Origin of the sequence: Mycobacterium sp. (assembly GCF_049280035.1) — a bacterium.
In the GTDB taxonomy this organism is placed as follows: domain Bacteria; phylum Actinomycetota; class Actinomycetes; order Mycobacteriales; family Mycobacteriaceae; genus Mycobacterium.
Map to the genome: position 1 here is coordinate 1 of NZ_JBAPPI010000900.1, position 16,032 is coordinate 16,032.

Consider the following 16,032-nt stretch of genomic DNA (forward strand, 5'->3'; position numbering starts at 1 on the left):
ATGTGCCGGCGCTCGGCCTGCCCGACGTCGGCGGGGACTGGCACCACCGGCACGCCGGCGATCAGGCATCCGGCGATAGCCAACGCGGCGGAGGGGGTCGGCGTGGCCAGGACAGCGATCCGGTCCGCGCCGCCCACCCGCTCGGCCACTGATGTCGCGGCGCCGACCACATCACTGCGGCTCAGCGTGACGTCGCCGATGCGGACGGCGTCGCCGAGATCGCGGCCGCCGGTGATCGCGGCGGGATCCAGCGAGGTCAGCAGCACGTGTGCAGGCTAGCTCATCACCCGATCGCCGATCACCCGGTCACGGCGCAGTGCCGCGAGCTCATCGCGCGACAGTCCCAGGGCGCTCAGGACTTCGTCGTTGTGCTGTCCGAGGGTCGGCGGCGCGAAGCGGTGGTGACGAACGGGTCCGGGGATGATGCGGAACGGCCAGCCGGGATAGCGGTGCCGGCCGGTGACCGGATGCTCGAAATCCTCGTAGTAGCCGCGCGCATCGAGCTGCGGCACGTCATACATCTGCTCGGGTGTGATGACATCCTCGACGGGTATGCCGCGTTCCCGAAGAGCCGCAACGATATTCGTGGGCGATTGTGTTCTGGTCCAAGCAGCGACGACATCGTCGAATGCGTCATGGGCAGCCGCGCGGCGATCGGCGGTCGCCAGTCGGTCATCCTCGAGCAGCCCGGGCCGGCCCATCGCCCCGACCAACGCAGACCAGTCGTTGTCGTCGCGCACCGACAGCGCCACCCATGCATCCTCGGTGTCGGTCGGGTAGACGCCTTGGCAGTAGCCGCGTTGCCGGTTGCCGTCGCGGGGCCGGACGATCCCGTTCATCGAGTAGTCGATCACCGGTTCGGCGGTGATCGCGGCGCCGACCTCGATCTGCGCCACCTCGATCAGCTGACCTTCGCCAGTGCAGCGGCGGTGCTCGAGTGCAGCGAGCAGCGCCACGCCTGCATGCACCCCCACGATGGGATCGGCGGGCCCTTGCACGTTGCACGGCGGGCCCTCGGCGTAGCCGGTCACCGCCGACATGCCGGAAACTTGTTCGATGTTCAGCGCCCAGCCCACATAGTCCCGCCACGGGCCGTCGAGGCCGAATCCCGGCATGCGGACTGCGATTACGTCGGGGCGCAGCGCTATTAGCGATTCGTAGTCCAGTCCGAACTGCTCCACTACCCGAGGCGAAAAGTTTTCCACGACAGCGTCAGCATGGGCGGCAAGCCGTCGTGCGAGTTCGCGGCCGGCCTGCGAGGTCAAGTCCAGCGTGATGTCTCGCTTGTTGAGGTTGGTGGCCTGCCACAGTGCGCTGCGCTCGTACCAGTCGTCGCCCTCGTACGGGTACGCCGCCGAGTAGCGGAATCCGTCGGGTCGCTGGATCGACTCGATTTTGACGACGTCGGCGCCGAACGCGCCGAGGTAGCAGGTGAGATAGCCGCCCGCCCAAAAGGTGGTCAGATCACGGACTTTCAGCCCGACAAAGGGCAAAGACGGATCGGTGATCTCGCTGGCCGGCCAGACTCCACAGGATTGTGCACGAGTCGGCAGCGCCGGTGCCTTAGAGAGACGAAACGGCGGGCCCGGACGTCGAAAAGACCAATCCCGTCCTCCCCCATCGACGAAAAAACCCCGCTTGACGTACTGCGGGCAGTCCAGCGCGGTGGCGCCGTCTGCCACCGGCGCCGCCGGAATACGCAGTGCCTGACTCAGTTCGACGATCTCGGCGACGGTTCGCTCGCTCAACCAGGGCTGGGCAGCGGCGAAGAATTCGGCACGCTCCGGACCGCCCATCATGATGGCGAACTGCTGCTCGCCGAACTCCGGCAGTCCGAGCATGGCGCACACGTCGAGCCAGTGCTGCCCGGTCAGGCAGTTGATCCCGACCCAGCCGTCGCCGGCCCGGACGACACCCAGCATGGGGCCCGAGCGGATGTTGGACGGCAAGCCCAACGTGCGCACTTTTTCGGCCAGCAGCATCGGGTAGGGCAGCGTGGACAGCAGTGCCTCGAACACCGAGACATCGACCTCGGTCACCCGACCGTTGGACGCGATTCGCAGCGCGCTCAGCGCGCCCAGCGCGGCGAAGCCGCCCGCGACGTATTCGGCGATCCGGGCGCCTGCCTGTACGGGAGGGCGGTCGGGATCGCGCGCCGAGATCCAACCCGACACCGCCTGGATTGTCAGCGGTGTCTCCACGCGGTCGCGAAACGGCCCGTGTTGCCCGAAGTTTGAGATGTGCACCACGACCAAGCCCGGGTTGATGTTTTGCAGCGCGTCGACTCCGAGTCCGGATTTGTCCAGGGTTCCGGGAGCCAGCCCGTCGATCAGGACATCGGCGTCGCCGATGAGCTGACGCGCCACCGCGGACTGGCTTTCACACGTAATCTCCAGAACCGTGCCGTGCTTGCCGGCGTTGAGGTACTCGAACATTCCGCAGCGGTCTGGATCTGGCTCGTCGCCGGGAAAAGGGCCCCATCGGCGCAGCGAATCCCCTTCCGGTCCTTCAATTTTGATGACGTCGGCGCCGAGGTCGACAAACAGTTTGCCGCAGTAGGGACCAGAGATCTCATCTGCGATCTCGATGACACGAAGCCCGTCGAGGGGCCCTGCCACGGGCGCCACTCCTCAACCCCGGCTGCGCCGGCGTCTTCGTCGTCGGCGCGTCACGCGGGCAGTCCCATGGCCTTCGGCTCCATGTACTGACGAATTCCCATGATCCCGCCGCTTTCCCGGCCGAACCCGCTCTGGTTGAAGCCACCGAACGGCGCACCACCCGGACCGAAACCGTTGACCGCGATCTGACCGGTGCGAACGCGGCGCGCGACCGCGACCGCACGGTCCACGTCGGTCCCCCACACCGCGCCGGAAAGCCCGTACTGCGAGTTGTTCGCGATCCGCACCGCGTCGTCGTCGTCGTTATAGCGCAGCACCGACAACACCGGTCCGAAGACTTCTTCCTGGGCGATGGTCACATCCGGTGTGACCCCGGTCAGGATCGTCGGTTCGAAGTAAAAGCCGGTATCCAGGCCGGCCGGCCGGCCACCGCCGGTCACCAGCTTGGCGCCGTCGTCAAGAGCCCGATCCACGTGTGCCTGAACGCGTTGCAACTGTGCGGCGCTGATCAGTGGACCCATCTGCACCTCGGGATCGGTGGGATCGCCGACCTTCACTGCGCGGGCCAGCGTAGCCAGCCGATCGACGACCTCGTCGTGGATCGATTCGGGAAGCAGCAGCCGGCTGTGCAGTATGCAGGCCTGTCCGGAGTGGAATGAGCAGGACTCGAACAGCATCCGCTCCAGCATCTCGTCGCTCAGCGCGATATCGTCGAGCACGATGCTGGCCGACTTGCCACCGCACTCGAGCAGCAGCCGCTTCATGGTGCCGCCGGCCGCGGCCATCACCTCGCGGCCGACCGCCGAGCTTCCGGTGAAGCTGACCATGTCGATCCGCGGGTCGACGGTCAGCAGCTTGCTGGACTCGATGTCCGAGGGTGTGACGACGTTGACCACGCCCGGCGGAATGTCGGTGTGCTCATCGATGATTCGGGCCAACGCCAGACCGGCGAGCGGGGCCAGCGGCGACGGCTTGAGCACGACGGTGTTGCCCGCGGCCAGCGCGGCGCACAGTTTCATGACATTGAGGGTGTGCGGAAAGTTCCACGGCGTCAGGATCGACACCACACCGAGTGGCTCATAGCGCAGCAGCGCGGTTCCCGCGGCGCCGTAGGCGTCGATCTGCTCCTCCACGGGATGGGTGGCAAGTTCTGCGGCTTGTAGGGCCGAGAACGCCGGTCCCTCGACGTGGATGACTCGCTCGTTACCGGTGCATCCCCACTCGAGCTGCGCCAATTCGTAGAACGCGTCGGCATGCGCGAGCAACGCCTCGCCGAGCTGGTTGAGCCAACCCGCGCGCTGCTCGGGTCCGGCGTCGGCCCATGTTCCCGCGTCGAACGCGTCGCGAGCGGCCGCGATCGCGCCGTCGACTTGGGCAGGGCTCGGGTCCGGTGCCGAGGCGATCACCGCCTCGGTGGCGGGATTGATGTCGTCGTAGCGGCCGTTCTCGGGTTCGACCCATTGCCCGTCAATGTAGACCGCGTAGCTGTCGATCAGTGAGCGTGGCTCAGCCATGTTGATTCCTTTGGACGGTCCGGCGGCTCAACGTTTGGTGTACACCTGTCGGGCCCGTGTCGTCAATGGCTCAGCTTTCCCTTCGGTTGCCGTATCGCTATTTCACCTAGACGGCAAGCATATTGACATTGCCGGTACCGCCAGAGTAAACAGAGTGCACCGGACAGATCGTGCGTAAATGTACGATCGCGGTCGCGGTCCATCATGTCCAGGGAGGCGGCGTGCACGCTAAGTCTTGTTCGGCGGTCCCGCTGCATTCCCCCGACTTCTACGCCGGCGATCCCTACCCGGCATACCGCGAGTTGCGCGCGACGGCGCCGGTGTGCTGGAACGATGTCACCAACTTCTGGGCGCTGCTTCGCTATGAAGACATTCGCTTCGTGTCGAGCAGCCCGGCAATGTTCAGCTCCACCAAGGGCGTCTCCATCCCCGACCCGGCGATGCCGAACCCGGTGCAACCGGGAAACCTGATCTTCACCGACCCGCCGCGGCACCGGCAGCTGCGCAAGCTGATCAACTCGGGTTTCACCCGGCGCCGGGTTGCCGTGCTGGAGCCGAAGATCCGCGAGATCGTCCGGGGAATCCTGGACGGCTTGCAACCGAATTCCGTGCACGAGTTCGCCGAGAAGATCGCCGCTCCGCTGCCGACCCGGATGATCGCCGAGCTGATCGGTGCTCCGCCGGACGAATGGGAACAGTTTCGGGCGTGGTCGGATGCCGCCACTGGAAGCGCCGATCCGGAGATCGACCTCGAACCCATGGTGGCCGTCGGGCAGCTCTTCGAGTATTTCCAAAAACTGATCGGGGCCAGGCGCATTGAAGCCCGCGACGACTTGCTGTCGGTGCTGGCGGGCGCCGAGATCGACGGAGACCGGCTCACCGACGAAGACCTGCTCAACTTTGCGTTCTTGCTGCTGGTGGCGGGCAATGAGACCACCCGCAATCTGATCGCGCTGGGCACCCTCGCGCTGATCGCCCACCCCGACCAGTGCCGCCTGCTGGTTGAGGATCGTTCCCTGATTCCGGGTGCCGTCGAGGAGATGCTGCGGTGGAACAGCCCGGTGGTTCATATGGCGCGTACCGCTGTGGTCGATGTGGAGATCCGTGGTCAGCGGATCGCCGAAGGCGACGTGGTGGTGATGCTGTATGGGTCGGCCAACCGTGATGAGGACGTATTCGGTTGCGACTCAGAGGAGTTCAAGGTAACCCGCCATCCGAACCCGCACATCGCGTTCGGGTGCGGTGAGCATTCGTGCGTCGGTGCGCAACTGGCTCGGCTGGAAGCGACGGTGATGTTCGAGGAGCTGCTGCGGCGCTTCCCCAGGCTCGAGCTGGCCGGTGAGGTCGACCGGATGCGGGCCACTATGGTGCCCGGGGTCAAGCGAATGCCGGTCCGGCTGGGATCCTGAGCGATGCAACTCGAGTACACCCCCGAGCAAGAACAGCTGCGCGACGAGATGCGCGCGACACTCGAGCAGGTGATGACGCCAGCACGTCGCGCCGCCATCGGCGAACGCATCGAAGGCGGCCCCGCGGTACGCGAATGCGTCCGGGCCCTGGCGGCGGCCGACCTGCTCGGTGTCGGCTGGCCGAAAGAATACGGCGGACAGGGCTTCTCGGCGATCGAGCAGTTCATCTTCGCCGAAGAGGCCAGACGAGTCAACGCGCCCATTCCGCTGGTGACCCTGAACACGGTCGGCCCGACGCTGATGCAGTTTGGCACCGAGGAGCAAAAGCAGACGTTTCTGCCGGCAATCCTCGAGGGCAGCGTCGAGTTCGCGATCGGGTACTCCGAGCCGGAGGCGGGCAGCGACCTGGCGTCGCTGCGCACCACCGCGGTCCGCGACGGCGACGATTACCTGATCAACGGCCAGAAGATGTTCACCAGCGGCGCCGCATACGCCGACTACATCTGGCTGGCCGCACGCACCGACCCAAACGCCAAGAAGCACAAGGGCATTTCCATCTTCATCGTGCCCACCGCGTCGCCCGGATTCTCCTGGCAGCCCCTGCACACCATGCCGGGCATCTCCACCTTCTACACCTTCTACGACAACGTGCGGGTGCCGGCGAGCGCAATTGTGGCCGGTGAAAACCAGGGTTGGCAGCTGATCACCACCCAGCTGAATTTCGAGCGAGCAGCCCTGGGCAACCTCAGCGCGCTCGAGCCATTGTTCGAGCAGACGCTGCAGTGGGCGATCAGCGCTGAGCTCGATCACGGTCGCGTCATCGACCAGGCCTGGGTACAGCTGACGCTCGCCCGGGTCGAGGCACAGGTCGCCGCATACAAACTCATCAACCTTCGGGTCAACGCCGCGATGACCAAAGGCATGCTCAACATGGGAGAAGCGTCGGCGGCCAAGGTTTTCGGCACCGAACTGACCCAGCAGGTCGCCGGCCAGCTGCTGGAAGTACTCGACCATAACGGGTTGCGGCGTGGCGCCGACGCGCCGCTGCGCGGTGCACTGGAATCCGCCTACCGGATCGCGGTCATCAGCACCTTTGGCGGCGGCGCCAACGAAATCCAACGAGACATCATCGCGATGGCCGGGCTAGGTATGCCGCGAGCACCGCGTGATCTTCGCGCGACGGAGAAGTCAGGAGGACCAACTCAGTGACCAACGCAGATGCCGAGTTCCGTAACAAGCTGAAGGCGCTTGTCGGCCAGTCCACCGGCGGTGCCGGAAAGCCGTCAGTGGCACCGGATCCGGTCAATCAACCGATGATCCGGCACTGGGCGTACGCGCTCGCCGACATGAATCCCGTCTACCTCGACCCGGAGTTCGCGGCCGCGTCCCGGTTCGGCGGCATCGTGTCACCCCCGGTGATGCTGCAAACCTGGATCATGCCGTCACCGAAACTGGAGGGCATCGGAGAGCGGGGCGGTGCACCGATGGAGATCACGAACAATCCAACCGCGTTTCTCGATGAGGCCGGATACCGCAGCACCGTGGCGACCAACTCGGAATTCGAAATCGAGCGCTATCCGCGGCTGGGCGACGTCATCAGCGCGACGTCGGTGTTCGAGGACGTCTCCGACGAGAAGAAGACCGCGCTGGGCGCCGGCTTCTTTCTGACCTGGGTGATCACCTATACCGATCAGAACGGTGAAGTGCTGGGGCACCAGCGATTCCGGGTGCTGCGATTCAGGCCGGAACGCTGATGGCGACCCGACTGGCTCCGACGATCAGCCCGGACACCGAGTTCTTCTGGAACGGGCTGCGTGACCACAAGCTGCTGATCCAGCGCTGCAATGGATGCGCAGCGCTGCGCAGTCCGCCGCGGCCGATGTGCCCGAAATGCCGTTCCCTGGACTGGGAAGCGATCGAGTCTTCGGGCCGCGGCACCGTGTACAGCTACGTGATGCCACATGAACCGCGGTTCCCATTCTTCGACTATCCCTACATTGTCGTCCTGGTGCAGCTCGCCGAAGGGGTACGGCTGTTATCGAACCTGTGCGATATCGACCCAGCCGACGTCACGGTCGGAATGCCGGTCGAGGTCTTCTATCAGAATTTCGATAACGACCTTGTGCTGCATCAGTTCCGGCCCGCTGCCGAATGACCGGGTGACCTCCCATGGACTTCACGTTTACTGAAGAGCAAGAGACCATCAGCAAGCTGGCCCGGGAAATCTTCGCGCGCCGGGCCTCACCGGAACGACTAACCGAACTGGAAGCTGGCGATTCCCGCTACGACGCCGCGCTATGGAAGGAACTCGCCGCCGTCGACCTGCTGGGCACCGGATTACCTGTGTCGGTCGGCGGCACCGGCGGTGGCTTCGTGGAAGTCGGGGTGTTGCTGGCCGAGGTGGGCTGGAGCGTGGCTCCGGTTCCTGCTTACTCGACGCTGTTGCTGGGTGCCGACCCGATCGCCCGGCACGGGAGTCCGGAGCAACAGCGACGCTTCCTGCCCGGCGTCATCGAGGCAACCCGCATCCTAACTGCGGGTCTGCAAGAGCCGGGCCGCTCCGACCCGACCAGCCCGGCTACCACCGCTCGTCGCGACGGGTCGAATTGGCGGTTGGACGGCACCAAAGAGCTGGTGCCGGCAGCCCAACTCGCCGACACCGTGCTGATTCCCGCCTCGATAGCTGACGGCGCTACTGGCGACGTGGGCCTGTTCCTGCTGGCGACCGACGCCCCCGGCGTCGATATTCGGCCGGTGACGACCACCACTGGTGAACCGCACGCCGACGTATTTCTCAACGGCGCAATCGTTTCCGCCGCTGATCGGCTTGAGGGCCCCGGTGACCTGGTCTCTTCGCTGTACACCCGCGCGCTGATTGGTCTGTGCGCGATCCAGCTCGGCGTCTCCGACCGGGCCTTGCGGATGGCCGCCGAATACGCAGGCGGGCGTGAACAATTCGGCCGCCCGATCGGCAGCTTCCAGGCGGTGCAGCAGCGGATGGCCGACGGATTCATCGACGTCGAGGCAATCCGGTGGACCACCTGGCACGCGGCCTGGCTGATCGCGCAGGGACGCCCGGCAGATCGCGCAGCACGGATCGCGAAGTTCTGGGCTGCCGAGGCCGGCGCCCGAGTCGCGGCCACCACCCAACACGTGCACGGCGGGATCGGCATCGACACCACCTATCCGCTGCATCGTTACTTCCTATGGGCCAAGCAGAACGAACTCACCCTGGGTTCGGGTTCTCAACAACTGGCGCGCCTCGGCAGCACATATCCGGAAGGACGGCTATGACGACAGCCAAAACCCGCACCACCACGTTGCAGTGGAGCGACATCGAAGTCGGTGACGAGGTGACCCCGCTCGAAATCCCGATCACCACCACGATGATCGTCGCCGGCGCGATCGCGTCGCGTGACTTCATGCCGGTGCACCACGACCGCGATTACGCCAACAAGCAAGGCTCGCCCAATTTGTTCATGAACATCCTGACCTCCAACGGGTATTGCGTGCGTTTCCTCACCGACTGGGCAGGACCCGAAGCGATGGTCACGAAGCTGTCGATTCGCCTTGGCGTGCCATGCTTTCCGGACGATCCGCTGCGCTTCACCGGCAATGTGACCGGCAAGACTAAGGGCCCAGCAGGGCCGCGGCCCGCTGAGAATTTCGTCGAGGTGACCTTCAGGGCAGCCAACAGCCTCGGCGATCACGTCTCCGGCACCGCTGTTCTCAGCCTGCTCGACGGAGCAGGCGCATGAGCCGCTCGCTGCCCGGCAGTTGCGCCATTGTGGGCATCGGCCAAACCGAGTTCTCCAAGGAATCCGGGCGCAGCGAGTTGCAATTGGCGTGCGAGGCGGTCAGTGCCGCCCTCGACGACGCAGGCCTGGCGCCCAGCGACGTCGACGGCATGGTCACCTTCACCATGGACTCCAGCGACGAGATCGACATCGCCCGCAATGTGGGCATCGGCGACCTCAGCTTCTTCAGCCGCGTACATCACGGCGGCGGCGCGGCAGCGGGCACGGTGGTACACGCGGCGATGGCCGTCGCGTCTGGCGTCGCAGATGTGGTGGTGTGCTGGCGTGCCTTCAATGAGCGGTCCGGCTTTCGGTTCGGCGGCAGCGGACGCACCAGTGCGGAGACCCCGTTGTTCATGGCGCACTACGCGCCGTTCGGACTGCTCACTCCGGCGGCATGGGTCGCGATGCACGCTCAGCGCTACATGTCCGCCTACGGCGTCACCAACGAAGACTTCGGCCGCATCGCCGTGGTGGACCGCATGCACGCGGCCAACAACCCCGACGCGTGGTTCCATCAGCGTCCGATCACACTGGAAGATCACCAGAATTCCCGCTGGATCATCGAACCCGTTCTGCGACTGCTTGATTGCTGCCAGGAGAGCGACGGCGGGGTCGCGCTGGTGGTCACCAGCGCCGAGCGCGCCCGCGACCAGCGGCAGCCGCCGGCGATCATCACCGCCGCCGCGCAGGGCGCTGCCGCTAACGGTGAAATGATGACCAGCTACTACCGCGACGACATCACCGGGCTGCCCGAAATGGGCGTTGTCGCCGACAGGCTGTGGCGCGATTCGGGTCTGAAGCCGCAAGACATCCAAACCGCCTTCATCTACGACCATTTCACCCCGTTCGTGTTCACCCAGTTCGAGGAACTCGGCTTCTGCGGACGTGGCGAAGCCAAAGACTTCGCCACCGTCGAGCGGCTGTCGCTGGGCGGAGAACTGCCGATCAACACCAATGGCGGGCTGCTCGGCGAGGCCTACATCCACGGGATGAACGGCATCACCGAGGGCGTGCGCCAAATACGCGGAACCTCGTATAACCAAGTCGACAATGTCGAGCACGTGCTCGTCACATCGGGTACCGGCGTGCCCACCAGCGGCCTGATTCTCGCGCCGGATAGCTGACGGTTCCGGTCATGACGCAAGCCACCGTGACGGACACCCGCGAGCTCATCGTCGAGTCCGCGTATGCCTGCTTCCGCAAGCAAGGACTGCAAAAGGTCACGATCGTCGACATCGCGAAGATGGCGGGGGTCTCCCGCAGCACAATCTACGAGTACTTCCGCGACAAAGCCGCCATCGTCGAAGCATGCGCCGAGCATGCATCCGAGCAGTTCTATCGCCAGATGTCCACGGCGATGGACCGGGGCAGCTCACTGGAAGACAAGCTCAGCCGCGCAGCAGTCTTCGTCACCCAGGCCCGACGGGTGATCGCCTCCGAGAAGTACTTCGACGAAGAAGCGATCAGCCTGCTGCTGACCAAAGACGCCGCCGTCTTGCTACGCGAATGCGTCGACTTCCTGGCGCCCCATCTCGCCGCAGCCAGGCTCACCGGGGAGGTTCGCAAAGACCTCGACATCCAGTCCGCCGGTGAATGGTTCGCGCGCATACTTTTCTCATTGTTCAGCACGCCGTCATCGACACTGGATATGGACAACCCCGATGTCGTCGCCGACTTTGTGCGTGCGCACCTGGTCCGAGGATTCGCCAACGAACGACCGCGGCCGCGACGCGGTCAGTGACGGCAGCGCAGTAGTCGCTGAACGTATGTTATCGGCTCCGCATTGCTGTACGGTGGGAAAGTAAAGGTCGCTGCGTTTTGCGGCAACATTGCTCTTGAGGATGAGGTGGCGTGGCCATACAGGACTGGCGGGATGCGCCTGAGATTCATCCGTCGCAGATTCGGGTTGGTGACGTCATCGGCACGGTGCAGCCGGACCACGCGGGCTACCGGGTCAAGCTGATCAGTGGACCCCAGACAACTCCACGGCGGTGGACATTTTTCGGCAGTGATTCCAAGGGGCGGCAGCAAACGTGCACCTTCGGGGAGAACGACTTAGTTCGCCGATACGCCAAAGCGTCCTGAGCGCAATCTCGCGGCGCGGTCAGTGACCGCGCTCCGCCAGCGCCCGCATGAAAAACGTCAGGTTGGCCGGTCGCTCGGCCAGTCGACGCATGAAGTACCCGTACCACTGAGTGCCGAACGGCACATACACCCGAACCCGGTTGCCGCCGGATGCCAGCCGCAACTGCTCGCCGTCGCGGATGCCGTACAGCATCTGGTATTCGAAATCGCCGGCACTGCGCCCGGATTCGCTCGCCAGTGCTGGCACCGCGCCGATGACGACCGGATCGTGAGAGGCCACCATCGGATACCCTGAGCCGGTCATCAGCACTCGGAGGCAGCGCAGATACGCGTCGGTGACCGCCGCGGCGTCGCGGTAGGCGACCGATGCGGGTTCGTCATAGGCACCTTTGCATAGCCGCACCCGTGCACCGGACGCGGCGAGCTGTGCGCAGTCGCCGTGCGTGCGCCGCAGGTAGGCCTGCAGAACCACGCCCAGCCAAGGGAAATCATTCCGCAGGTCGGCCGCGATCGACAGCGTCGAATCCGTGGTGGTGTGGTCTTCGGCGTCCACGGTCACCCACACGCCGACCTGCTCGGCTCGCTCGCAGATGGTGTGCGCGTTCGCAAAAGCGATCTTGTCGCCGTCGCGGTCCAGCGCCTGCCCTAGCGCCGAGAGCTTGCACGACACCTCCAGCGGGCGCACACCTTCACCGACGGCATCCGGCCGGCGGCCCAACGCGTCGAGCAATTCCAGGTAGGCACGCATGGTGGCATTCGCGCCATCGAGGTCGGTGACATCCTCACCCAGGTAGTCGATGCTGACCAGCCGGCCCGAAGTCCGCAGTGCCGCGACGCTGTCTAAGACCCGGTCAAGCGACGACCCCGGTACGAACCGGTGCACCACCTTGCGGGTGACCGGCAGCCGCTCGGCGGTGCGCCGCAACCCGTCGGAGTGGCTGGCCGCCAGGATCGCCGGGCGCAGTGTTTTGGCGAACAGGCCCGACATCACTGCCCCGCCATGTGCGGATAGTTGTGATCGGTGGCCGGGACGAACGTCTCCTTGATCGAGCGTGCCGACGTCCAGCGCAACATGTTCAGTACCGATCCGGCCTTGTCGTTGGTGCCTGAGCCGCGCGAACCCCCGAACGGCTGGCGGCCCACCACCGCCCCGGTCGGCTTGTCGTTGACGTAGAAGTTGCCGGCCGCGAACCGCAGCCGATTCTGCGCGGCCAGCACGGCGTCGCGCTCGTCGGCGATCACCGCACCGGTCAACGCATAACGTGAACCGGTGTCGATGACGTCGAGCATCCGCCCGTACTGGTCGTCGGGGTAGACATACACCGACAGCAGCGGGCCGAAGTACTCGGTGGCGAAGGCCTCGTCGGTCGGGTCGTCGGACAGTAGCACCGTCGGGCGGACGAAATAGCCCTCGCTGTCGTCGTATTCGCCGCCGACCGCGATCGTGACACCGGCTGCGCCTTTCGCGCGTTCGATCGCGTCGACGTTTTTGACGAAGGCACGTTCGTCGATCAGCGCGCCGCCGAAATTGGAGAAGTCGGTGATGTCGCCGAACGGCAACTCGGCGGCGGCCGCCAGGAAGTCGTCGCCCATCTGCTGCCAGACCGAGTGGGCGATGAACGCCCGCGACGCCGCCGAGCACTTCTGGCCCTGGTAGTCGAACGCGCCACGGATCAGCGCGGTGCGCAGCACATCTGGCTGCGCCGAGGCGTGCGCGAGCACGAAGTCCTTGCCGCCGGTCTCGCCGACCAGGCGTGGATAGCTGTGGTAGCGCTCGATGTTGGCGCCGACCTCACCCCACAGCCGCTGGAAGGTCGCCGTCGATCCGGTGAAGTGGATCCCGGCCAGCCGCGGATCCGCCAGTGCCACATCGGAAACCGCGTAGCCGTCGCCGGCAACCAGGTTGATCACGCCAGGTGGCAACCCGGCCGCCTCCAGCAGTTGCATGGTCAGGTATGCGGCGAATGTCTGCGTGACCGACGGCTTCCACACCACCGTGTTGCCCATCAACGCAGGCGCGGTGGGCAGATTGCCGGCAATCGCGGAGAAGTTGAATGGCGTTATCGCATAGACGAATCCGTCCAACGGCCGGTAGTCGGTGCGATTCCATTCGCCGCGTACGCTCAGCGGCTGCTGCGCCAGAATCTGGCGCGCGAAGGCGACATTGAACCGCCAGAAATCGACCAGCTCGCACGGCGCGTCGATCTCGGCTTGGTAGGCGGTCTTGGATTGACCCAGCATGGTCGCGGCCGCGATCGTCTCCCGCCACGGCCCGGCGAGCAGATCGGCGGCGCGCAAAAAGATCGCGGCACGTTCGTCGAACGGGGTGGCCGCCCAGTGCGCACGGGCGGCAATTGCCGCCTCGACGGCAGCGGTGGCATCGGCGTGGTCGGCATTGGTCAGCGTGCCCAGCGTCGCCACATGCCGGTGCGGCTGCACAACGTCGATCCGTTCACCTTTGCCCATCCGGTGCGTGCCGCCGATGACGTGCGGCAGGTCGATCGGCTCATCGGCCAGCGCAGTCAGCGCGTACTGCAGCCGAGTGCGTTCGGGCGAATCCGGCGCGTAGTCGTGGACCGGCTCGTTGGCGGGCAGGGGAACATCGGTGATCGCATCCATGCGCTCAGAATGCCTGGCGGCGACCCGCCCAGGCTTGGCTGATCAGCCAAACTGCGCGCTATTTGCTAGTAGAATCGGACAATATGCGAACGGCCGGCGTCGGGTTGGGCCAGCTGCTGTTGGCCCTGGATACCACCGTGGTGAGCTTGGTCGAGGCGCCTCGCGGCCTGGACCTGTCGGTGGCGTCGGCGGCGTTGATCGACTCCGACGATGTGCGGTTGGGCCTGGGACGCGGCGCGGACTCGGCCGACGTGTTCTTCCTGCTCGGCGTTGCCGATGACCAGGCACAGCGCTGGATCGATACCGGCCCGGCCGGTCGCGCGCCGGTAGCCATCTTCGCCAAGAAACCGTCCGACGCCCTAGTGGCCCGGGCCGTCGCGGCAGGGACGGCGGTGGTGTCTGTGGATCCGCAGGCCCGCTGGGAGCGGCTGTATCGGCTGGTGAATCACGTCTTCGAGCATCATGGCGATCGGGCTGATCCGCGCGCCGACTCGGGCACCGACTTGTTCGGCCTGGCGCAGTCGCTGGCCGACCGTATTCACGGCATGGTCAGCATCGAGGACGAGCAGTCGCACGTGCTGGCCTACTCGGCGTCCAACGATGAAGCCGATGAATTGCGGCGACTATCGATCTTGGGTCGCGCCGGGCCGCCCGAGCATCTGAAGTGGATTGGTCAATGGGGCATTTTTGATGCGCTACGGGCCGGCGGCGACGTGGTCCGGGTCGCCGAACGCCCCGAGTTGGGTTTGCAGCCACGGCTGGCGGTTGGTATTCGTCAGCCCGGCCTCGACGCGCGCCGGGCGCCGGTCTTCGCCGGCACCATCTGGGTGCAGAAAGGCTCTCGGCCGCTGGCGGACGACGCCGAGGAGGTGCTGCGCGGCGCCGCGGTACTGGCCGCCCGCATCATGTCCCGGTTAGCGGCCAGGCCCTCGACGCATGCGCTGCGGGTCCAGCAGCTACTGGGCCTGGCCGACAGCGGATCGCTCGATGCGGATGCCATCGCGCAAGAGCTGGGCATCGTCGCCGACGGCAACGCCGCCCTGATCGGTTTCCAAGCCCCAGCCCGTCATGCCAGGCTGACCGATGTGCTGGCCTTGAGCGCCAATGCTTTTCGAGCCGATGCCCAGGTAGCGACACGGGGGTCGCGGGTATATGTGCTGCTGCCGCACACCGCAAAGCGGTCGTCGCTTAGCTCCTGGATTCGCGGCACTATCAGCGCGTTGCGCAGCGAACTCGGTCTGCAGTTGCGGGCGGTGGTCGCCGCGCCGGTCACCGGACTGGCCGGCTTGGCCGCGGTGCGAGCGGAGGTGGACCGGGTGCTGGATAGCGCTGAGCGCCATCCGGATTCGTTCGCCGCTGTGACGTCGCTGGCCGAAGCGCGCAGCACCGTGCTGCTCGACGAGATCGTCACGATGGTCGCAGCCGACGAGCGGCTGGTCGATCCCCGGGTACGCGAGCTGCAAGCCCGCGACCCGGAGTTGGTCCAGACGCTGCGGGCTTATCTGGACAGTTTCGGTGAAGTCGCTGCGGCGGCACAGCAGCTGCACGTCCATCCCAATACCGTGCGCTACCGAGCTCGCCGGATAGAGAAGCTGCTGTCGACGTCGTTGGCTAATCCCGAAGTGCGGCTGCTTCTTTCGCTGGGGTTACGGGCTATCGAGCGACCTGGCTAGAAGTCGCGGCCGTGCGTTCGTAGATCTCGGCCAAGAACTGCTCGACGGCGACCGCCGCATGGGCGGCGCGTGCCGACCCGAAGATGTCAAAGGCGTGCTGCGCGAATGGCAGTTCGGCGTAGGCAACCGGCTGGCGGCTGACTTCGCGCAGCCGTGCGGTGAAGGCGCGCGCCTGTTCGACCGGGATCAACGAATCGTTGCGCCCGTGCAGCACGAAAAACGGTGGCGCGTCGGCGGATACATGCGTGATCGGTGAGGCGGTGCGGAAAGGCTCTGCGATTTCGGCCCGCCGCAGCTTGAATACGTACTTGGCG

General features: G+C 65.6%; 15 protein-coding genes and 1 pseudogene. 10 read left to right on the forward strand and 6 right to left on the reverse strand.

The features are described 5' to 3' along the window. From WAN71_RS28625 to WAN71_RS28635, 3 genes and pseudogenes are all read right to left on the reverse strand, one after another. Positions 1-266 (reverse strand): annotated as a pseudogene (locus tag WAN71_RS28625) (acyl-CoA synthetase); the annotation flags it as partial. Between the two features lie 9 nt (positions 267-275). Continuing rightward, a complete protein-coding gene (locus WAN71_RS28630) occupies positions 276-2,618 on the reverse strand; it encodes a CaiB/BaiF CoA transferase family protein (protein ID WP_422228559.1) in 2,343 nt (780 codons plus the stop codon). Between the two features lie 50 nt (positions 2,619-2,668). Beyond that, a complete protein-coding gene (locus WAN71_RS28635) occupies positions 2,669-4,132 on the reverse strand; it encodes an aldehyde dehydrogenase family protein (RefSeq protein ID WP_422228560.1) in 1,464 nt (487 codons plus the stop codon). A 251-nt stretch (positions 4,133-4,383) separates the two neighbouring features. On the opposite strand from WAN71_RS28635, the gene WAN71_RS28640 reads away from it, so the two are divergent. The 9 genes from WAN71_RS28640 to WAN71_RS28680 all read left to right on the forward strand — a co-directional run bounded on the left by WAN71_RS28640 (position 4,384) and on the right by WAN71_RS28680 (position 11,426). After that, positions 4,384-5,541: a cytochrome P450 gene (locus tag WAN71_RS28640; protein ID WP_422228573.1), complete on the forward strand. Its 1,158-nt coding sequence runs from the start codon at positions 4,384-4,386 to the stop codon at positions 5,539-5,541. 3 nt (positions 5,542-5,544) lie between these two features. Then, positions 5,545-6,750, forward strand: a complete 1,206-nt coding sequence (locus WAN71_RS28645; RefSeq protein WP_422228561.1) for an acyl-CoA dehydrogenase family protein — start codon at positions 5,545-5,547, stop codon at positions 6,748-6,750. Beyond that, positions 6,747-7,295, forward strand: a complete 549-nt coding sequence (locus tag WAN71_RS28650; RefSeq protein WP_422228562.1) for an FAS1-like dehydratase domain-containing protein — start codon at positions 6,747-6,749, stop codon at positions 7,293-7,295. Before WAN71_RS28645 ends, WAN71_RS28650 begins: the two co-directional genes overlap by 4 nt. Continuing rightward, positions 7,295-7,696 carry a Zn-ribbon domain-containing OB-fold protein gene (locus WAN71_RS28655; protein WP_422228563.1) on the forward strand — a complete coding sequence of 134 codons (402 nt, stop codon included), beginning with the start codon at positions 7,295-7,297 and terminating at the stop codon, positions 7,694-7,696. Before WAN71_RS28650 ends, WAN71_RS28655 begins: the two co-directional genes overlap by 1 nt. Before the next feature lie 14 nt (positions 7,697-7,710). Continuing rightward, positions 7,711-8,835: an acyl-CoA dehydrogenase family protein gene (locus WAN71_RS28660; protein ID WP_422228564.1), complete on the forward strand. Its 1,125-nt coding sequence runs from the start codon at positions 7,711-7,713 to the stop codon at positions 8,833-8,835. Continuing rightward, entirely contained in the window at positions 8,832-9,299 is a 468-nt protein-coding gene (locus WAN71_RS28665; protein WP_422228565.1) for a MaoC family dehydratase, read from the forward strand. The genes WAN71_RS28660 and WAN71_RS28665 overlap by 4 nt, the downstream gene beginning before the upstream one ends. Further along, entirely contained in the window at positions 9,296-10,465 is a 1,170-nt protein-coding gene (locus tag WAN71_RS28670) for a lipid-transfer protein (protein WP_422228566.1), read from the forward strand. Before WAN71_RS28665 ends, WAN71_RS28670 begins: the two co-directional genes overlap by 4 nt. Before the next feature lie 11 nt (positions 10,466-10,476). Then, positions 10,477-11,082 (forward strand): TetR/AcrR family transcriptional regulator, encoded by a 606-nt coding sequence (locus WAN71_RS28675; protein ID WP_422228567.1) that lies wholly within the window; start codon positions 10,477-10,479, stop codon positions 11,080-11,082. A gap of 110 nt (positions 11,083-11,192) precedes the next feature. Continuing rightward, the gene (locus WAN71_RS28680) at positions 11,193-11,426 is read left to right on the forward strand and encodes a hypothetical protein (RefSeq protein WP_422228568.1); all 234 of its coding nucleotides are present in this window, start codon (positions 11,193-11,195) and stop codon (positions 11,424-11,426) included. Between the two features lie 19 nt (positions 11,427-11,445). Here the strand turns inward: WAN71_RS28680 and WAN71_RS28685 are convergent, their stop codons facing one another. Both WAN71_RS28685 and pruA read right to left on the reverse strand, forming a co-directional pair. Beyond that, positions 11,446-12,414, reverse strand: coding sequence for a proline dehydrogenase family protein (locus WAN71_RS28685; RefSeq protein ID WP_422228569.1), 969 nt, complete (start codon positions 12,412-12,414; stop codon positions 11,446-11,448). Continuing rightward, entirely contained in the window at positions 12,414-14,045 is a 1,632-nt protein-coding gene (gene pruA, locus WAN71_RS28690) for an L-glutamate gamma-semialdehyde dehydrogenase (RefSeq protein WP_422228570.1), read from the reverse strand. The genes WAN71_RS28685 and pruA overlap by 1 nt, the downstream gene beginning before the upstream one ends. An 83-nt stretch (positions 14,046-14,128) precedes the next feature. Here pruA and WAN71_RS28695 point away from each other — a divergent pair, with 83 nt between their 5' ends. Further along, on the forward strand, positions 14,129-15,718 hold the full coding sequence (locus WAN71_RS28695; RefSeq protein ID WP_422228571.1) for a PucR family transcriptional regulator: 1,590 nt from the start codon (positions 14,129-14,131) through the stop codon (positions 15,716-15,718). Here the strand turns inward: WAN71_RS28695 and WAN71_RS28700 are convergent. Continuing rightward, positions 15,699-16,032 (reverse strand): prolyl oligopeptidase family serine peptidase (locus WAN71_RS28700; RefSeq protein ID WP_422228572.1); only part of this gene is annotated, 334 nt, incomplete at its 5' end. The genes WAN71_RS28695 and WAN71_RS28700 overlap by 20 nt on opposite strands.